Here is a 20,409-nt window from a genome sequence, read left to right on the forward strand (position 1 = left end):
TATCATACAAACAATCCGTTACTCTACCAAGTACGTGGATAATGATCAATGTGTAGAGAACGATATATAAAGGACGATAACCACTATGCGAATATTAATAGTAGAAGATGAACTGCATTTAGCAGAAGCGTTAACCCAAATTTTGAAAAAAAATCATTACTCCGTTGATGCCGTACATGATGGCCGTACAGGGCTGGATTATGCCCAAAGTGGGATCTATGATCTGTTATTACTGGATATTATGATGCCCGAAATGGATGGGATCAGCGTTCTCAAAACATTACGTCAACAAGGCGTGGCAACACCTGTTATTTTGCTGACCGCTAAAGGTGAGATTACCGATAAAGTGATCGGACTGGATTATGGCGCAGATGATTATATCGCTAAGCCTTTTTCATCGGAAGAATTGTTAGCTCGTATTCGGGCGGCACTCCGTCGTAAAGGAGAAGTCTTACCCGAAGAAGGACTCCAATTTGGAGATATTCAATTAAATACAGCCAATCTCAAGCTATCGGTGAATGGCAAAGAAATGAAGTTAAATCTAAAAGAAAATGAGTTGTTAGAACTTCTTATCACTCGCAAGCAAGGGGTGACTTCCAAAGAACAGATTATCGAAAAGTTATGGGGATTTGATTCGGATGTAGAGTACAACAATGTGGAAGTGTATATTTCTTTTTTACGAAAAAAGCTGAACTTCCTGCATTCCCAAGTTAAGATTAATACAATTCGTGGAGTCGGTTATGTATTAGAAGAGGTGACTTCTTAATGTTCAACAAGCTTCGTAATCGATTTCTGATTGTTAATCTCGTGACGATTTCGGTATTGATGCTAATCGCATTTGCTTCGATCTATACGATTACGTATCGTAACGCTCAAAATGATATCCGTAGTGAGTTATCTCGCATTGCTAACATCGCTCCGCGGAACTTCGATAATGGACAGAATCCTCCCGGTGGAGGGGGTATGAACAATCCCGGCGGGATGAATGGAAATGGTCAACCTGTAGACGATACATTTACAGAACGTTCGTTATCTTTTTCTATCGAAATTGATAGTAACTGGAAAATGACAGCCACCCATTCTCCATTTGATATGGATACTACTTTGTATCAATCTGCTCTGGCAGAAGCGAAAGCGATTAACAAAAACAATGGACAATTTAAGCTCGATAATAGTGACTGGGCATTTATCAAGCAACCTATCAGTACAGGGTACAAGCTTATTTTTCTAGATGTCACAGCGCAACAAGATATCTTAAAAAATTTGATCTATACATTTGCTGTAGTAGGATTAATCATGTTGGTCGCGTTGTATTTCACCAGCCGCTTTTTTGCTAATCGTTCGATTTATCCGGTTAAAGAAGCTTTTGATAAACAAAAGCAATTTATCGCCGATGCTTCACATGAACTCAAAACACCGCTAGCGATTATTAATACCAATGCTGATGTGCTGTTATCTAATCGCGAGGAAACGATCGAAAGTCAGGCTAGATGGCTAGAGTATATCAAGTTAGAAACAGAGCGTATGGCTCGCTTAACCAACGATCTATTGTATTTGACAGAAATGGACGATTCTCGAACTTCGATGGTATATACACCATTTGATCTGAGTGAAACGGTAGAACGGATTATATTAACGATGGAAGCTGTTATTTTCGAAAAGGAATTAACACTGGATTATGAGATTGAGCCGAATCTTATGGTACAAGGTAGCCAGGAACAGATTCATCAGGTGATTATGATTATTCTGGATAATGCGATCAAATACGCTAATTCTCAAGGAACCATTACGATCTCACTTACACATCAGCAACAGGAAGTTTTATTGAATATAACTAATACTGGCGAAGGGATTGCGCCAGAACATCTTACCCGTATTTTTGACCGCTTTTACCGGACAGATACTTCACGTGCTCGTAAGCAAGGCGGCTATGGATTAGGACTTGCTATTGCGCGCTCTATTGTCGATCAGCATGAAGGCAAGTTGTATGCTACTAGCGTCGTAGGAGAGTCGACCACTTTTCATTTACTATTCAATGCGGTCTGAATGAGAGTAATTGTGCTCTCATTACATGTATCATACAGACACTTTATAAACAAAGGATGCTAACGATCAAGCTAGCATCCTTTTTGTTGCTATTTTATAAGACTGTTCCATCTATCAGGTATATTCACAATTATGGAGCAGGTACTTCAGTAGTCTCTAAGTTATCTTTTTCCAGCATAATAGACTGTCCATCTGTGATCCCTTTGCCGAAAAATTGTTTTAACCATTTTAGTGCAGGGCGTTCTGTACCATTCGCATTCAGTAAATGCGTATTCGGCTCCCATGTCTGTCCTTCGATGTATCCCCATAGTGTCACTCCTTTGACAGAAGGGTGATTCCAAAGTACAGGGAATTTTTCTTTATAACGTGCTAATTGAGTGGCATCGTCACCGGTCATATCCAGTTCAGATACGTAGATCGGTAAGCCTGTCGATCCTAATTTGTTCAGTACTGTTGTCATTGTACTGGTCGATACATTGTTCATATTAAAATGGTGACATTGAATACCGATTCCATCAATTAAGCCACGACTTTTGAGAATATTAATAATTTTCACATATTGATCGGCTAGATTAGGATCGCTAATAACGCCGTATTCATTGATAAGTAATTTGGAATTAGGAAATTGTTGCCTTGCTTGTTGGAAAGACCATACAATCCAATCCCAGCCTGTCGCTCCACTTCCACCGATCGCATTACTGTAAGATGGCTTGGCATGAAATGGCTCGTTGACTACATCAACAAAAGCAGATTTCGAATATTTCTGACCTGCTAACTGTATCCATTGAGTCACTTCTGCTTTTTGCTCTGCCGCAGATAGACCACTTACCCATCCAGGTTCTTGACTTCCCCAGACTAAAGTATGGAATTTAAAAGGGTAGCCTTTACTTTGCGCATAATTGTATGCCATATCGGCTTGTCCCCAGTTCATCGAATTGCGATTGCCTTCAACGGCTCCCCATTTGGTCGAATTTTCCGGTGTCACTTGATTCCAGTAGTTACCGTAACTCGCGGGAACATTACCAGCAATAATATTACCTAAAAACTTACTTCCACTGGTTAGACTCGCATAGCTGTACTCTGCAAAAGTAGATGTACATAATACCCCTGTTAATGCGACCGTTCCAATCACTTTCCATAGGCTTGATTTTGACATCTCATTTCCTCCTCTGGATAAATAGATGGACTGCGTATGTTTCGATATCGAACATTACCAAAATATGAGATAAGCGCTTACATTTGTAAGTTTAACAACTTATCTTCATTTTTTCGCTATAAACATAAGGAAATAATAGAATATGCTATATAACCACATAACAAAAAAAGAGAAAGCACTGTATATGCTTTCCCTTTAATGAAATAAAATTTTAAGAACGAACAGATTGAACCGCATTTTCCAAAGCTGTAATCACTTTATCGCACCATGTATCAAATTCAGGATCTTCTTTTTGCAATTCAGGATGATTCAGGATATGATTCACTACCTGCTTCACTCCTTGATCGAAGCGAGTCGTAGCTACAAAGTCAGGTACTAGCAGTTTAAGCTTACTATTATCAAATACAACCGAATTGGCTTTGTCTCCAAGCAGACTTCCGCGATAATCTTCTGTACTGCAAGCATCCAAAAATGTAGAAGAGACATAGACTGCATTCAGCTTCACACCAAGCGCATCTGCCACTGCTCCATAAATCTGATTCCAGGTCAGCGATTCATCTGATGTGATCTGTACTGCTTCTCCAATCGCTTGAATATTACCCATTAACCCGATAAATCCTTTGGCAAAATCAGTATTATGAGTCATCGTCCACAACGATGTACCGTCTCCATGAATAATCACCGGTTTATTTTCTAGCATCCGCTTGGCGACTTGCCAGCTTCCTTCACTACCATGTACACCCATAGGAATCGAACGTTCATCATACGTATGACTTGGACGTATAATCGTGACCGGAAAATTGTGTTCACGATACATTTTCATCAAATAATCTTCGCAATCGATTTTGTTACGTGAATATTCCCAATAGGGATTGGATAAAGGAGTGCCTTCATTAATGCGATAATCCGCAGGTGGGGACTGATACGCAGAAGCGGAACTGATAAAAATAAATTGCTTTGTTTTACCTGCAAACAGTCGATAATCTCGTTCCAACTGAGAAGGTTCAAATGCAATAAAATCAGCAACGACATCAAAGTCTAGATCTGCAATCAATGCGGCTACTTGCTGTTCATTATTAATATCTGCTTGCAACAGATGTGCATTAGCAGGTAAATCTTGATTACGATTTCCTCGATTCAGCAGATACAATTCGCAATCAGTGGTTAACAATTGTTGCGTGATCGCCGAACTGATAATCCCTGTACCTCCAATAAATAGCGCTTTCATAAAATACACCTCCGTTGCAAAATAGCCAATCTTTTGAGCAATAATCTGAAATCTCCTATACGATACCATTTCTAGAGGAAGCAAACAAATGATAAAGGAAGGACTTTTATTATTATATTTTTCAATAATTTAGGCGAAAAGGTAATATTCTTGTATCATCACTGCTATTTTGGGTAATGGTAATTGATGTCGAATTCATTTCCAACTTTTCAAAATTGCTTACATGCACTTATATAAATTGTAGAGGGGAATTCATCTCATGAAGGCAACGATCATTATTAATCCATCTTCAGGTAAAGAACAAGCCTTAGAATATGTCAAAAAAGCAGAAGATATTCTCAGTGAACAAGGATACCATGTCACAGTCAACGAGACTGCCAAAGAATTAGATGCTACTCAATTCTGCACAGACGCTTGTAAAGAGTGTCATGATCTGGTCGTATCGATTGGTGGAGATGGTACTCTGCACGAGACAATTAATGGATTGATGGATCAAGACCATCGTCCGAAATTAGCGGTTATTCCACTTGGAACAGTCAATGATTTTGCACGTGCTCTTCAGATTCCATTGAACCCTGATCAAGCGATAGAGACACTGCGATCTTCTCATGTCAAAAATGTAGATATGGGTAAATTAAATGATCAATTATTTGCCAATGTGATTGCTGCTGGTTCTCTGGCAGAAGCATTATCGTCTGTTCCTTCTGAAGACAAATCCAAATTAGGCGCATTTGCTTATTTTAGAGATGGGATGAAAGAATTGATGAGCAATTCAGCTTCTCCTTTAAAAATCGAACATGACGGCGAAATTTGGGAAGGGGAAGCTCCTCTTTTTCTAGCGGCACTTACCAACTCAGTCGGCGGATTCGAAAGTATGGTTCCTGATGCGGAAGTAGATGACGGGTTATTGCACTGCTTTATTATGACGAATCTGAATATGTTCAATACATTAACCGCAGGATTATCGTTATTGCTTGGCAATCTAAAAGATCATAAAGATGTTATTTATTTTACTGCCAAGCATGTTAAAGTCAGTTCGACCGATCCTGTCAAAACCAATGTAGATGGCGAAGAAGGCCCTCCTTTACCTGTTGATCTGCGGATTATTCCCGGTCATATTCGTGTAGTTGTACCTGAAGAATCGTAAAAGATAAATGATAGGCAAGCGTTAGATGTCTGTATCATTTCTATATTCATCGCTGTATCCAAAAAAACACCGACGACATATTTTGTGTCATCGGTGTTTTTTGATTGATCTTATTTTGGAGATATTTATCTGATCTATTTGGGTCATTGATGGATGATTAAAGAGGTCTATTGGTGTCACGTGGATCATGACGTCGTCCTCGAAGACCTAACAATCCAAGAAGACCTAGCAACCCTAGCCATCCCCAATCCATATCATTATCGTCATCATCCATATCGGTAGTCATCGGTGCATCATTTCCAGTAGTTGTTGTAGCGACACCAGTTGCTCCAGTAGAAGTTGTTCCTGTTGTATCGGTTCCTGTGGTTCCCGTTGCATCCGTTCCTGTTACTCCAGTAGAATCTGTTCCGGTCGTTCCGGTCGCATCGGTTCCTGTTACGCCAGTAGAGTCTGTTCCGGTCGTTCCCGTTGCATCCGTTCCTGTTACGCCAGTAGAGTCTGTTCCGGTCGTTCCCGTTGCATCCGTTCCTGTTACGCCAGTAGAGTCTGTTCCGGTCGTTCCCGTTGCATCCGTTCCTGTTACGCCAGTAGAGTCTGTTCCGGTCGTTCCCGTTGCATCCGTTCCTGTTACGCCAGTAGAGTCTGTTCCGGTCGTTCCTGTGACTCCGGTAGAGTCTGTTCCTGTGCTACTTGTAGCACCTGTGCTTCCTGTTGTTCCAGTAGTTCCTGTTGTCGAAGCGAATGTCGGCGTTGCCCCAACGGTCAATACGATTAATACTGAGAGAAAAGTAGTCTGAAATTTTTTCTTCATGATGTCATGATCTCCTTAGATTAATGTATTTTGATGTTAGGCTATATTAACCGTTAGTCTACTATTCAAACACTATTTTTTACATTTTTATGAATAAATTGTATAAATGTAGATTGATCACTTGCGAATTAAAGTTTTTCTTCAGACTTCACTTCATACTCACTTAACTTGCCTTCATAGATCAATTGCAATCGGTCACTTTGGCGAAAATCGTCTGGAGTAACAAGTGCAGGAAGCTTGTTCCAGATTTTGATACCAGAACGTTGCAATATTTCAGCGACAAATTGAGAGCAAAAATAAGAATTACTGAACTCGACAGGTTCTTTGAGCGTGATGCTGAGTACACCTAGAATATTGTATAAATATTTCTGATGCTTACGGATAAACAGTTGCAACACCCGTTGCATTTTCTCTACTTCACGCTCGGTAACTTGAAGTTCATAGATCACACAAGTGGTATTCGGATATTTGCTATATGTACCTGTTTTAATATCTTCTTTCACAAAACCACCATTCAGCGGATTGCTCGGATGCTTCCGTCCAAAGCTATACAATTCCGATAATTCACGATCAAACGAAATCGAAGCATGATTGTACGGTGCTTTCGTATAGGTCTGAATCATTTTGGTAAATAACGTTCCTGTATTGGTCAATAAAATAAAAACCGATCGCTCTGCCGCCATCACAACATTTCCCCTTATCAATTCACCTTTATTCCTTCATAATAGCATATGGTCTTTTTTAAAAGCTGAATAGTAGTCATTTACTTTATATATTTGAAAAATAGTTGATTTACATTTACAGTATAAATAGGATTTAAATACATACATATTATTATTTAGGTAAAAATATTTGTTAGATGATGTTGCTTTATATACTTTGGTTACTATAAGGAGATAAATCATGTCAAAAACCAAGTTATTATCATTCGCTATCGCCACATTAGCAGTAGGTACTATAGTATATATCGGAGTAGGAACAACTCCTATACAAGATATAAGCGCACAAGATGTGACTCCTGCTGATCCAGCACCATTTGAAGTTCAACAAAAGCAGGAACATCCTGATGCAATCGTAACAAAAGATGGTCGTTATGATAAAAATAATCAAACAGAACAAGTATTTAAAACTAACGAGATAGTCCATGATGCACAACAAACGAATGAATCTACTAAAGTTATTATTCAAAATGGTGATACTTTTATTAAACTAAACAATCAATAATTATACAAAAAAAGTGATCTTAATCGAGATCACTTTTTTTGTCTTTTCGATTAGTCTTTATTCCTTCATAATAGCATATGATCCCTTTTATGGAATCCTAATTCAAGGTAAGTTGGTGCTGATTTATGAATAGTTCGCTAATAACATTAATCCTTATTTTTATTGCTCTACTGGTTATCCATTTTATTTACATCATCGTCAGCAAAATTCAAAAAAATCAAGATTACAGTGTAATCGGATTACGGATCAAAACGTGGTGGGGAATGTTCTTTATTTTCTGTCTGGCTACGCTATTTAATCCAATTGTATCGCTATTATCGTTGATGGTTTTGACCTTTTTTGCACTAAAAGAATACTTTTCGATGATCCGTTCACGCAAAGCCGATCGGCGTTTATTTTTATGGGCGTATCTAGCCATTCCGATTCAATTTTATTGGATCTATATCGGTTGGTACGGCATGTTTATCGTATTTATCCCGATCTATGTGTTTTTGCTGTTACCATTGCCACGCTTAATTAACAAAGGCACCGGTGGATTTCTACGGAGTGTTAGCTCAACCCAATGGGGATTGATGCTAATGGTATTCGGACTCAGTCATCTTGCTTATTTTCCATTTGCGACGGCTCAATATGGAGGAAGATTGGTATTATTTCTGGTGTTACTTACCCAGCTTAATGACGTCGTGCATTATGTCGCCTCTATGTATATTGGGAAACGCAAAATTGTACCAACATCCAATGCCAGCTTAACATGGGAAGGCTTCGCTTGTGCTTTTGTAGTGACAGCTGTGACTTCTTACTTTGTAGCTCCTGTGCTTACACCACTCGGTGCTAACTTTGGTCTGGTCACCGGGATGCTGATTAGTTTGAGTGGATTTTTCGGTAGTCTAACCGTTTCTGTACTCAAACGAGATCTGCTCATAGGCGAAGACCAGAAAGTAGATAATGAAAAACAAAGTTATCTCAGCCGTATCGACAGCTTAACGTATACCGCTCCTGTCTTTTTCCATGTGGTACGTTATGTGATGGACTTTATGTAATACGCGATTGTATATCAGAATAGATCAGCAAAAAAGCCTCTATCTTTGAAGATGGAGGCTTTTTGTAGATAATATATATGATCCAGTTAGACTTCTCCCCAGAACACTTCAGTCTCATAATCGAAAAAGACTACCCCTTCTTGCTGATTCTGCTCGAAAATAAGCTTTAATTGCTCCATCATATCGTGATACTTAGGATCATCTGAAGTGGGGACATAGGAGGAAGATTGTAAACGTCCTGCTAATCCATCGAAATCAAATACCTGCCGATTGCCGAACTTCGCCAGTTCCATCGTATCTTTTTTGAAAAAAGGTTCTAATTTCTCTGCGGAAATATTTTTATGGTTAACCTTCGTATAATCTGTTCCATAATCACGCAATAATTGCTCATATTGTTCTAAAAATGGAGTGCCTGTCGTCAATCTGGAATTCCAGACTAATATCACTTTACCTTCAGGTCGCAAAATACGTTTGAACTCGGTTTGAGTAGCTTGCTGATCGAACCAGTGAAAAGCCTGCGCACACGTAATATAATCCACTGACTGATCTGCAAGGCCTGTCGCTTCTGCCGATCCTGCACTCACTTCAAAGTTAGGTTCTTCTGCTAGCTTAGTTGCCGCTACTTCCCGCATTTCGGTATTTGGCTCAACCCCAATCACATGATTACCACGCTCCAAAAGCAATTCAGCAAAAATACCTGTACCTGCACCAATATCTGCAATCTTACTTTCTCGCTCGACACCAATCACATCATACAAATAATCTATAGCGGCTACCGGATAACTAGGACGGTATTTGACATATGAATCTACTCGATCTGAAAATCTTTCTTTACTATTCATTGTTATCACGCTCCTATAGTTTCATCTAATAAAACTATGTTTCATTTAAATATTATAAATCAATCAGCTTTAGATAGCTAGTTCCGGTATGCTGTTATTGTGGCTTTATAATCATGTAATTTACGGTTAGAACGCCATTTTGCTTGATATCACTTTTTTATAGATATATTTTCTTGTCGATACGTAGGTTTTCGATATATAGATATACTTTTATCCATTGAGTTATATTCCTTATATGATCTGATTGCCAAAAAAGACGATCCTCTACTATATCAGGGATCGTCTTTTTTGTATGATGCTATATTCAATTATGGATGCAAGGTAAATTCTATATTCAATTATTAATGTGCCGTAAATGCTTCTTTTAGTTTATCGCTCATCAGATGCCAGGCATCTTCTGCTACAGCTAGCTCACCGTTATGAGTAAATCCATGTGCGGCTCCTGCATATTGCTTCTCTGTAACCTGCACACCTGCTTCTTCCAACTGCTTAGCATAACCTACAGTTTCTGCTGCCAATGAATCGCGTTCTGCGGTAATAACCAGTGCAGACGGAAGCCCTGTTAAAGATGGAGCAAATACAGGTGAAGCTAACGGATTACGTGCATCTTCTGGATTTTCCAAATAACAAGCGTTAAAGATGCGAGAAATATCATTAGGAATCGCTTCAGGAAATTGTGGCTTTTGCTCAGGATCGGTAGCGAGATCGAGCGGTGCATAGTCCAGCACCTGATACACAATATTGAGTTCATCGCCACGCTCTTTGTTCAATAGACAGATCGCTGCCGCTAGATTACCACCTGCGCTATGCCCGCCGACCGCTATACGTTTGGCATCTATATGAAGTTCTTCGGCATGTTCTGCAATCCATTTCACCACTTCATACGATTGGTAGACTGGAGCTGGAAATTTATGCTCAGGTGCTAATACATAATCCACATTAATAACAATACATTCTGCCCGATCGGCAATCACACTGCACCACGGATCATCCATTTTGGGATCACCCATCACAAATCCACCACCATGAAAGTTAACGAATACCGGTAACGGATGAGCAACCTCTCGATCAGGGATATGCACAGTCACAGGGGCATCGCCATACGTTGTTGGGATGACGCGCTGTTCTTGCTTCACCTGTGGTGTGTAGCTTGGTTGTAATGTAGAGCCACTGACATTATTCATCGATGCTTCTCTTACTTTTTTCACCATTGCAAGTTGTTGGTCTTTATCCATTGGTTCTCACTCCTATTCGTCTGGTGCATGATCTAATTATAAAAAAGATAACGGAAGATAATCAAATTTGGCGCTCAGACAGCGTATGGCTGCTACTATTTGCGCAAAATCCACAAACTAAAAAGTGATTTCTACGATCAGAAATCACTTTCGTGGTGAGCTTGCTTTTACTGTTCTACTTTGTGCAAACGGAACGCTTCACGAGAATCAACCAGTGACGCAATATTTTCCCGATACGTTTTGAAATGAGGCGTATTCATATGAAATTCAAGTGCAGCTTCATCTTCCCAAATTTCATAAAATACAAATACACCCGGTTCAATCGATTCATGTAACGTATATTGAATACAACCACTTTCACTACGAGAAGGCTCCAACATTTTGATCAATTCTGCTTTCAACTGCTCTTCATGCCCTGCTTTTGCTTTCAAAATCGCATTATTTACAAGATTCGTCATGGATCTGCTCTCCTTGTGGTTCATTTATTTTTGAGGTGCTATGTATTATCATACCCGTTTTGGAGGAAGATCAAAAATAGTTAAAGATCTATCTGTAATAATCATTGGTATATCTGCCTATTTAATTATTGTGACTGATAACTTATTAATTTCAAAATTTCATCCTAAAGTTCGTCAATAAAATATCCATGACTGTACCAGTAATCATTCTTTTGAGAAAACATAGCTGATATAGCAGAAACAGGATCTCCAAACTCGTTATGCAATTTTTTTAAAACTTCTTTCCATGTTTGCCCTTCCAATACATAGTTAACAAAATCATATTCGCTAGGCAGATAAATAGCATATGGAGAGATGTGTCGCAATCCAGAACAGAGCTCTCGTAATTGTTTGGTTATCTTTTCATCAAGCAAAAATGACTTCCAACTTATTAAATGATCATATTCTAAAAGATATTTACCTATAATCAATTCCTAACCATGAGCTCCAATTAATTTTATATGTCCGAAAAAATAATAATTTTCTAAAAGACTCATATTTTCATTATCTATGTACCAATACCACTGGTTATTCTGCTCAATTTCGAAAGTATTATTTATTACTTTGATTAAATCTTCGATGTTTATATGTTCTCGATTAAAGATAGCTGTAAAATTCATATGCAGTCTCCTTAAGAAGAATTTGTAGATACAAGTAATTGCTTTACTTTGGGCAATAGATTCTCTAGTTTGGTGCTATCAAACCACGCTATTTCTTTCAATAGTCCAACAGCTAATTCAAATTGCTCAGAAGCATAGACGATATCTTCTCGCTGATAAATATCATTTCCATGTATAAGATCATCTATAATTTCAAAGCAAATTACTTCGATATCATCAACCTTCATATCTTCAAATAATTCTTTGCAATCTTTCAATTCTTGTATTTCATTTATAGAGAATAGTATTTGCATAACAACTCTCCTCGTTTAAACCATCTAAATAGCTTCTATATTTAGATCAAAAAAAGCAAACTAATTATGAATGTACCTAAGCATAATCTTCTGAAGATGTGACTTGATAGAGTTATTTGGCACTACATAGTTCTCATTTGTTTACCTTTTTCCCCAATAAACATGCTCTGCTACTATGCTCACTTTTACTACATCATAATCACCCATCAGAATAATCTCAATACTCCTACGTTGATCATAAATTTTCGCTTTGAGAATCTCACTACTGTTTATCAAAAATGAAAGTGGATCTATTGTAAATGACTCTACATCAGTGAAAGATAATATGCCTTCCTGCATTTCGGATTCAGGCTCATAATAATAAGCTTGCTTTCATTGACATAATTCCAATGTGATAAGAACCTTTTTCTCAGAGGGTAAATATTCAATATTCTCTACTACACTATCATGCAGATCATAAATCGCTAATAATTCGTTTGTTTTAATTTCAATCTCCTCCTGAATTATTGATTTATGAATCTATATTTTTAATATTTTATTCTTAACTATACTAATCTTTTTCATTAATGGGTGAAATAAAATCTTCAACATATAATCCTGAACTTTCAATATTATTGATAGTATCTTCACACATCATCTCACTACCAATAAACATATAAAAATCATGTCCAAAGTGGACATAAATTTTGGCATTACACTGTAATTTGCACCACATTTTCTCTCGGAGAATCAGTCTAGTTATATCACTTATTTGATCTTTTTCTAACCATAACCCATTAGTCGTTTAATCGTATAGACTTCTCATTTTATCACTATAAAAAGAGGGAAAGTTAGTAATATCCAGTTTATTGCCCCACTTTTTAAGACCAGAAATAGAAAGTTTTTGTATATCCAAACAGCTCATAATATCTAATACTACTTTTACATATTTATTTTCTGTAGAAATATAGTCCTGAATTGTTAAGATAACATTATTATTCGTGATGCTACCTATTTCTGATATCGATGTCCATTCATCTCTAAGATAAACTCCTTTTTCATCACGATATTTTGGATTATACTTGGTAATCCTCCATGTAAAATGTATTGTCATTATCACTCCTGCTTTATTCAACTATTTTATTTAATATAACATCGTATATTTCTCATTTGTCCATAGATACCTGTCCATATCGTTAAATCAAACCCATAATTGTATTGATTATCGTCTACAAAATTTCCATATTTCATTCATCTTCAATTTATAATTTAAGCTAATTTATACATATAGGAGCTTTGAAAATATATCGTACGGGGGTTATGGAGTATTAAATTCATTTAGACTTAGCCACCCGATTCAGTAATACGTTTATCATTAAGAACAAACGAACTTACGAATCCTTCTTCCCAATTATCCTCATCTAATTCATATTCATCAATAAAAAACTCATACGGGTAATCTTTAAATCCTGGTAGTTTCTTATATTTTATTATAGTAAACTCAGCTATTTCCCTAGAAGAGTATATGCCGATTATTTTAGAATGTTCCACTCCATTAACTTCATAACTATGTTGCAACAAGAATACCTTTATCATATTTAATCACCTACAATATTAAGATTATTCGAATCTTCTATGTTGAGGGGTCAATTCTTTTAGTTCGTACCACCCGATTCATTCGACATTAGGTAGGAATAAAGAAAAGACCTTGAAGGATTAAACTCTCAAGGTCAATAATGTGAACATTACTTATTATCCATCTTCAGTAATTTTTTCTGTTCTTCTAGCCATAATGTTTCTCTTCTTATCCATTCTTCTGGACTTAATTTTTCATCAGTCCAGAACGTCGAATAATCAACAGCAAAACCTTCTTTATCAGTAGCAACTACTGATGACCTGCTTTTACCAAATACTAAATTAGGACATATTTGGTAACCATCTTGGTTATAGGTCAAACAATGTATACCTATTTTCCCCTTGCAACAGTTCGCATCATGATTATCTTCACTATCTTCATAAAAGCAATTTGCTTCCATCACTATATGTTTCCAACTCATTTAATTCCTCCAAATATACAGATTAATACGCGGAATTCAATTCGCGAATAACAGCTTTATAATCATGGTTGTTTATGCCTACCCACTCAACAACACCATTATCTCGGAAAATTCCATACGCTCTATAAGAACCATCGACTCTTGCAGATACATATTTCCTTCCTTTTGGAGCACCGTTTAGGAATTCAAAATTCAGACTCGGATGATCTGGATTTGCTTTGAATTGTTTGAAAGCAGCATCCGCTTTCTCCTGTATATTATTTGAGAGTTTATCGTATGACTTGTTAAACCCTTTACCCTTAATACTTGTGTATCCACATGCTCCTGTGTTATGCACCCAAATTCCAAGGTCAGAAACAAAATACGTATGGAATTCATTAACGGTCATGTTATAGACTATGGCGTGTTTGTGCAACAGCTCAATACTTTCTATCTTGAGTGTACTGCCATCACTCTGTTCGAGCAAGTCACCAGGCTGGAGGTCTTTAACAAACGTCCATCCTTTACCTTCCACATAGAACGGATGGTTAAAGGTAGATTCAATTGTCTGACCGCCCACATGAATTTGATATATCTCATCCGTTTCATGGTTGAACGTAGCTATGACCTCTTTGTAAGTTACCTTGCCAGTCGCCTCATCCTTAGAAAGAACTTTATCTCCGATTTCAATATCTTCGATAGGTTTCTCTCCTTCATCTGTTTGCACTTTAGTACCAGCTACAAAACAGTTACATCCTCCTTTACTTTTGCTCTTACCCTTACCACCTGGTCCTACAGCACCGCCCATTGATCCCATAGCCATCGTTGCAATGTATTCGTCCAATTCATAAGCTTGATAACTACTAACTAACTGCTCTATCGCCCAGTCTGATTTCCCTGTACTATTTCCATAAGGGCTGGTCCCTGTCGTCAAATCAAACAAATAATTGTAGGTGTTCTCATCTACGAAATTCCCATAGATTTCAGTGACTTTGGCTTTAGACTTCGAGTATAATGGACTGGACTTTGAATTCACCTGAGCTCGAATATCTTTCAGTAAATACCGTAGTGCTCCATCATTGTACGATTCGGTAATATGACCTGTCGGATCGACATACCCCATCGGATTATTATTGACATACGCATAAATATTGAGAGTCAATGGATTACCAATCTGTCCCTCAACCGTATCCTCATTTAAGAAACGTCCCATACTTGGATCATAATAACGAGCGTTTAGATAGTACAGTCCACTCTCGCTATCCTGATACTCGCCTGCATATTTGAATGGATTGGACGTCTTCTCTTGTTCCGCTACCGTATTTCCAAACTCATCATACTCATAACTATTCGCTACGGTTCCGTTATCATACAGAATCCCAATAACATCGCCATGTCCATTATATAGGTAATAATACAACGTGTTGCTATCTGGTTTCTTCTTCAGTAATACACGATCTCCACGAATATATTCGCTTTGCTCGCTCCCTTTGGCTTCAAAGATCACTTTACCTGCCGAGTTACTCACCGACTTCTGAACGGTTTTCGTAACAGCTCCTTTACTATCCGTCTGTGTGAGCTGTTTCTGGTAACGAGTTCCATCTGGCAAGTAACGGAAGTCCAACGTTTTGCCATCCGATTTCCATTGATCTAACTGATTCAGCCCATTATAGCTATAGTTCGTCTCACTCAAGTTTTCTTCTGTGTTGCGTGTTTCTTCTAACGTCAGGCGATTCCCACGCAAATCGTACGTGTAACTTGCTTGTCCACGACTGGGTTGATTGACACTGATTAAGCGATTCAGTGCATCGTATCCGTACGTGATCGTATCGTCTGCTTTTCCTTGACGCTTCTCGATCGCTTGCACGATGTTACCATTACCATCGTACTGGTAATTGGAAGCGGCAACCACGTCATTATCCAGTGTGGTGGTCATGGTTTCCATTTGGTTCAGCGCATTGTACGTATAACTGCTTTTCAGTACTTTGCCGTTGGTCATGGTTGGATACGTGACTGTGTCCACTTGTCCTTGTGGCGTGTACGTATATTGAATATTTTTGCTACCATTCGCTAGATTAATCGTTGTTAATTGTTCTTTGGTATCATAGCTGTAATTTTGACGCGTTCCTTTGACCGGTGTGGTTCCAGCTTGGAAATCGGTCTGCATGGAAGCCACTTGTCCCCAGCCATTGTAGGTTAAGTTCATCGCACCGATATAATCATTACTACTGGTGTAACCACGTTGTTGAATCACTCGACCCAGTAGATCGGTTTTCACTTGTTGATTGACAACAGGTAATCCTGTCGTTTGCAGACTGGCTTGATTCGTCTGAATATCACCTTTTCCAAAGGTGGATACATATTTCACTGTTTGTGCTTTCGGTGACGTCATCGTTTTGGTATATTCTTTAATCTGATCTTGTTCATCATACGCATAGCTTGTTCCGGAACCATTGCGATCTGTCGACGATTTTAGACGACCGAGTGCATCATATTGATTCTGTGTACTCGCATTGGCTGGATCGGTTTTGCTCAGTAACATTTTCGATTCATTAAAGTCTTTGGTATAAACGACTGCGTTATTCGTGCCTCCTGCATCTTGCATACTGGCTTTCACCAATTGGTCATTTCCATCATATTCGTAACTCGTAGTCTGGTTGAGTGCATCTTTTAGACTAGTGAGACGGTTGAGTCCATCATAACGGAAGCTCTGCGTTGCACCTTCATTGTTGCGGTTCTTCTGTCCATTGGCATTCGCTTCTGGATCCGTATACGTCAGCACATTGCCTGCGATATCATACGTATACGTTTCTTTGAGTGGATTACCATGACTAGCCGCATCTTTATACGCTACGGTTTCAATCAGGTTCCCCCATTGATCGTATTGCTGATCGACGGCATTCAGCACGTTTCCACCTGCATTCACGAATGTCAGTGATTGACGGTAAAAAGCAGGCTGATGCTGAACTTTAATGACATTACCTTTCGCATCTTTCGTCTCAATCGCCTGATTCCAGGAATCATAAGCAACGGTTAACTCATCAACAGGTCCATTCACCAATTGTAAACTTGCACTATTGGTAACCGGTCGATACACAGCCGATGTCTGTTTCGTTGGACGCATCTGAGCATCGGTCGTATAGCGAGTCATTTTCATCGTCGTATCCGCACTGGATATATTCATATACGATTCGGTTAACGTCATACCGAACCCATCATAGGTCGAGACTTGCTCACCCAGTATCGCTTTTTTTCCATTCGATTTCTGTGTCGTTTGTTGATCGGTCACCACGACAAGTCCTGCGACTACTGGACTTCCATCTTGACGATCGACAAATGCGTTGTTGTAACTATACTCGTCTACAATCGTATACGATTCACCATCTGTATTTGTCACACTCGGTTTCGTTACACTGGTGATTCGGTCCAATAGATCATAGGCGTAACGAGTCGTTTTGCCTTCTCCATCTGTTTCTTGCTTCACCAGACTCGTTCTTGGATCATACGTGAAGGACTTCGTATTTTGCAGTTCATTTCCACCACTCGCTGAGCGGAAATAGGTACTCACTTTAGCCGGAAGGGTATAGCCACTTTCAGCTCCATATTCCGTAACGGTACGTGCGCGAACGCCAGGTTTGACCGGATGTTCGACGGTCATTTGACTGACTGCATTTCCAGCTTTGCTGTAACTATACGTCGTCTCTTGATTGTTCGCATCGATGACTGAACTTGGACGACCTTCGGAAGTATAGTGGTAGGTATTGGTAACTTGTTTGTTCTCGTTTTGATATTTACTTTCGGTTGCTATCTGGTTGTACTGTGGATCGTACGTATAGAACGTTGATCGTTTTTGTTTAGTATTCGCATCGGCAAATTGTCCATCTGTTAATGGTGCTGTCGTTTGTCTGAGATTCCCTAGATCGTCATAGGTATTCTCAGTATAGTGAGTCACCATTCCTGAGCTATCATTGATTTGTGTTTTAATCTTTGTGGGATTAAATTTAAATATTTCATTATATGTTTCATAAGTAGTTGTAACGGAATGTCCATTTTCTGCATACTGAAGGAAATCTTGACGTTGAGCTTTATAATTAAAACGTGTGACTGTACGGAAGGTCTGCTTTCCTTGACTTAATTGGAAAGCGGTTTGCTCATACGTATATCCACTAGGAAGATTATCGGGATCTGCATTTTGAGATTGACCTGTATAATCATTTTTATATTCATAACGAACCACATTCGTCAGATCATTATTTTCAAGAACTCTATCCGATAGACCTGCATTATTTTTAAGACCATCTTTTCGCTGTCTTTCATCTGCACGATGAGTCACCACGTAATCTTGGGTGATTCCGTCTTTCCCCAAGTTACGAGCAATTTGGCCATACTGATAATAGGTTTGAGAACGTGGATACTCCACTTCGATCAATGGAAAAACAGCATTGACACCTATCCCACTTTCAGTCTGCCAATTTCTAGCACCATAACTAAACTGAGCGACTGCATTTTCTTGATAATTAAACTTAGTCGTCCACAGGTACTGACGTTCTCCATTAGCGTTATCATTTACATAAGATATGGTGCGTAATACTGGATTTACATTTTGAATATAATCATTCTTTTGTTTGAAATCATTTCCGCGATCTCTAGCTGTTCGATTTTGAGGCTGACTTTTCAGTACCATTTCTGCGTTGCGGCCACCATCTGGAGTAATCGAATAGACTGTCGTCGTATTTTCGGTTTCAGCTCGTTGGTATTCAACCCGTAGCTTGCGACCTGTGGTATCTGTAATTTGCATGTAGTCTAGTGGGGTATTGGAATTATCTCCACCACCATATTCATACATTAATTTATTTTGGAACCGATCTACGATACCAATCAATCGTCCATTCGCATCAAAATACTCTCTTTTCTTATCTGGATACTCCATGTAAAAGGCTGAATTGGTCTGCCCATTACTGAAACTACCGCCATCTTTCATAAAACGAGTTAATTTGTTCGGTGGATTAACAAGATTAGTCGCTTTCTCTAAATCTGTTCTTCCATTAAATTGCACTTGCATAGACGAGCCTTGACCATCTTGATAATAATAATTGGTGACTCCTCCATACTTAGCAACTTCAATTTGAAGCGAAGGTATCTGGAAAGACCATCCATTCCCCAATTGAAAACGATTCACTAGATAATTACTTGTCGCCCATTCTGTACGTGCATCATTTTCTTCGATGTATCGAGCAACCCCATTTTCAGTTCTGATTTTTGGGATTTTGGCATTCGCTTGCAAAAAGCTACTTGCTTGATTCGATTGATACATTAATCCTAGATTCATATCCAGTCCATCACGGCCTGGATAGCTAAGGGCATTAAACTTCCATGTTAGTGCTCCTGAAGCAGGATCAATGGATTCACTTGTTTTTTGTCGGTCTGAATATTGTTCTTTAAGAAGTTGGTTCATCTTTTTCGGATTAATCAACGTCCGATAGTTATCCAAATTCATTTGAGTACTATTAACCGTTTGTTCTTCACCAGGAGTTACGGCCATGATTGACATCGAAGGAGCTATTGACGGCTGATATGTATCTTGTTGTACGGTATCTTTGGTCACTATCTTGGTTGATAATGGAGTCCAAGCAGGTACGGTGTTGTTTAAGAAAATACCATATACATCTTGGCTAACAGACTTGCTATTAGCAATCTTCAATCCACTTGTAGGCAACCATTGTGACCATAATAAGCCACTTTTTTTCTTTTGATCCCATACTTGAAGCGGATCAATGACTTGCTGCGAACGAAGCAAGTGAAGTTGGTAGCGATCATACTGCCCTGCTCCCGCTTCCATCAGTTCGCCCACCTCTTTAGAGGTCAATAAAAATTTAGGTACAAAAGGAGCAGGTAATAATGATTCTTCTCGAAGAGGATCATTTATACTTTTTTCAGAAGATGAAAAGCTTTGTATACCAGCTTTTCCTTTAGACAGAGAAGACAATGCATACACATCACTGCTTACACTATTCTCATCAAACTTCGTTATTTTAGGTGGATCTAGTACAGGCTCTTTATAGTTCCCCTCGACTAAAGTAACACCAGGTGGCAAAATAGCTTTTGTCTTAGAACTTCCTGCTTTGGTTGAAGCAGCAGAAGCAGAAGGTGCAAAGTTCCCTGCGAAGGAAGTGATCAATAGTACCCCTGCCAATACTATCGTCATATATTGACGCATGATTTTAGTCATCGTTTTCGTTGTTCCCCTTTATCTAT

Annotated in this window: 19 protein-coding genes; 5 read left to right on the plus strand and 14 right to left on the minus strand. The window is 38.6% G+C overall.

The genetic code is table 11. The features are described from left to right. Positions 1 to 85: 85 nt before the first annotated feature. Together QE450_RS19700 and QE450_RS19705 are read left to right on the plus strand one after the other, a co-directional pair. The gene (locus tag QE450_RS19700; RefSeq protein ID WP_274171402.1) at positions 86 to 766 is read left to right on the plus strand and encodes a response regulator transcription factor; all 681 of its coding nucleotides are present in this window, start codon (positions 86 to 88) and stop codon (positions 764 to 766) included. Next, positions 766 to 2,046 carry a sensor histidine kinase gene (locus tag QE450_RS19705; RefSeq protein WP_307301539.1) on the plus strand — a complete coding sequence of 427 codons (1,281 nt, stop codon included), beginning with the start codon at positions 766 to 768 and terminating at the stop codon, positions 2,044 to 2,046. The genes QE450_RS19700 and QE450_RS19705 overlap by 1 nt, the downstream gene beginning before the upstream one ends. Positions 2,047 to 2,176: 130 nt before the next feature. Here QE450_RS19705 and QE450_RS19710 read toward each other — a convergent pair whose 3' ends face one another. Beyond that, the gene (locus tag QE450_RS19710) at positions 2,177 to 3,202 is read right to left on the minus strand and encodes an endo-1,4-beta-xylanase (protein WP_273614203.1); all 1,026 of its coding nucleotides are present in this window, start codon (positions 3,200 to 3,202) and stop codon (positions 2,177 to 2,179) included. Between the two features lie 211 nt (positions 3,203 to 3,413). Continuing rightward, the gene (locus tag QE450_RS19715) at positions 3,414 to 4,430 is read right to left on the minus strand and encodes an SDR family oxidoreductase (protein WP_307301542.1); all 1,017 of its coding nucleotides are present in this window, start codon (positions 4,428 to 4,430) and stop codon (positions 3,414 to 3,416) included. 259 nt (positions 4,431 to 4,689) lie between these two features. Between QE450_RS19715 and QE450_RS19720 the strand changes: the two genes are divergently transcribed. Then, complete coding sequence (locus tag QE450_RS19720; protein ID WP_274171399.1) at positions 4,690 to 5,577, plus strand: diacylglycerol/lipid kinase family protein; 888 nt, start codon at positions 4,690 to 4,692, stop codon at positions 5,575 to 5,577. Positions 5,578 to 5,734: 157 nt separating this feature from the next. Here the strand turns inward: QE450_RS19720 and QE450_RS19725 are convergent, their stop codons facing one another. Both QE450_RS19725 and QE450_RS19730 read right to left on the minus strand, forming a co-directional pair. Next, a complete protein-coding gene (locus QE450_RS19725; RefSeq protein ID WP_307301544.1) occupies positions 5,735 to 6,388 on the minus strand; it encodes a WGxxGxxG-CTERM domain-containing protein in 654 nt (217 codons plus the stop codon). Positions 6,389 to 6,516: 128 nt separating this feature from the next. Further along, the gene (locus QE450_RS19730) at positions 6,517 to 7,071 is read right to left on the minus strand and encodes a hypothetical protein (RefSeq protein WP_307301546.1); all 555 of its coding nucleotides are present in this window, start codon (positions 7,069 to 7,071) and stop codon (positions 6,517 to 6,519) included. 220 nt (positions 7,072 to 7,291) lie between these two features. Between QE450_RS19730 and QE450_RS19735 the strand changes: the two genes are divergently transcribed. Further along, positions 7,292 to 7,612 carry a hypothetical protein gene (locus tag QE450_RS19735; RefSeq protein ID WP_307301547.1) on the plus strand — a complete coding sequence of 107 codons (321 nt, stop codon included), beginning with the start codon at positions 7,292 to 7,294 and terminating at the stop codon, positions 7,610 to 7,612. A gap of 125 nt (positions 7,613 to 7,737) precedes the next feature. Beyond that, complete coding sequence (locus QE450_RS19740; protein ID WP_273614210.1) at positions 7,738 to 8,652, plus strand: phosphatidate cytidylyltransferase; 915 nt, start codon at positions 7,738 to 7,740, stop codon at positions 8,650 to 8,652. An 86-nt stretch (positions 8,653 to 8,738) separates the two neighbouring features. Here the strand turns inward: QE450_RS19740 and QE450_RS19745 are convergent, their stop codons facing one another. The 10 genes from QE450_RS19745 to QE450_RS19790 form a co-directional block, all read right to left on the minus strand. Further along, positions 8,739 to 9,494, minus strand: coding sequence for a class I SAM-dependent methyltransferase (locus tag QE450_RS19745; RefSeq protein ID WP_307301549.1), 756 nt, complete (start codon positions 9,492 to 9,494; stop codon positions 8,739 to 8,741). A gap of 341 nt (positions 9,495 to 9,835) precedes the next feature. After that, positions 9,836 to 10,729, minus strand: coding sequence for an alpha/beta hydrolase (locus tag QE450_RS19750; RefSeq protein WP_307301551.1), 894 nt, complete (start codon positions 10,727 to 10,729; stop codon positions 9,836 to 9,838). Between the two features lie 167 nt (positions 10,730 to 10,896). Continuing rightward, a complete protein-coding gene (locus QE450_RS19755; RefSeq protein WP_307301554.1) occupies positions 10,897 to 11,187 on the minus strand; it encodes a putative quinol monooxygenase in 291 nt (96 codons plus the stop codon). A 164-nt stretch (positions 11,188 to 11,351) separates the two neighbouring features. Next, positions 11,352 to 11,657, minus strand: coding sequence for a hypothetical protein (locus QE450_RS19760; RefSeq protein ID WP_307301556.1), 306 nt, complete (start codon positions 11,655 to 11,657; stop codon positions 11,352 to 11,354). 3 nt (positions 11,658 to 11,660) lie between these two features. Beyond that, entirely contained in the window at positions 11,661 to 11,846 is a 186-nt protein-coding gene (locus QE450_RS19765) for a hypothetical protein (protein WP_307301558.1), read from the minus strand. Between the two features lie 11 nt (positions 11,847 to 11,857). Then, positions 11,858 to 12,139, minus strand: a complete 282-nt coding sequence (locus QE450_RS19770; RefSeq protein ID WP_307301560.1) for a hypothetical protein — start codon at positions 12,137 to 12,139, stop codon at positions 11,858 to 11,860. Between the two features lie 784 nt (positions 12,140 to 12,923). After that, positions 12,924 to 13,232 (minus strand): hypothetical protein, encoded by a 309-nt coding sequence (locus QE450_RS19775; protein WP_307301563.1) that lies wholly within the window; start codon positions 13,230 to 13,232, stop codon positions 12,924 to 12,926. A 230-nt stretch (positions 13,233 to 13,462) separates the two neighbouring features. After that, on the minus strand, positions 13,463 to 13,714 hold the full coding sequence (locus QE450_RS19780; RefSeq protein ID WP_307301565.1) for a DUF7336 domain-containing protein: 252 nt from the start codon (positions 13,712 to 13,714) through the stop codon (positions 13,463 to 13,465). Positions 13,715 to 13,863: 149 nt separating this feature from the next. Then, positions 13,864 to 14,175, minus strand: a complete 312-nt coding sequence (locus QE450_RS19785; protein WP_307301567.1) for a hypothetical protein — start codon at positions 14,173 to 14,175, stop codon at positions 13,864 to 13,866. Positions 14,176 to 14,197: 22 nt separating this feature from the next. Continuing rightward, on the minus strand, positions 14,198 to 20,383 hold the full coding sequence (locus tag QE450_RS19790) for a polymorphic toxin-type HINT domain-containing protein (protein WP_307301569.1): 6,186 nt from the start codon (positions 20,381 to 20,383) through the stop codon (positions 14,198 to 14,200). Positions 20,384 to 20,409 lie beyond the last annotated feature (26 nt).

The organism is Paenibacillus sp. SORGH_AS_0306 (genome assembly GCF_030819345.1).
GTDB classification, from domain to species: domain Bacteria; phylum Bacillota; class Bacilli; order Paenibacillales; family Paenibacillaceae; genus Saccharibacillus; species Saccharibacillus kyungheensis.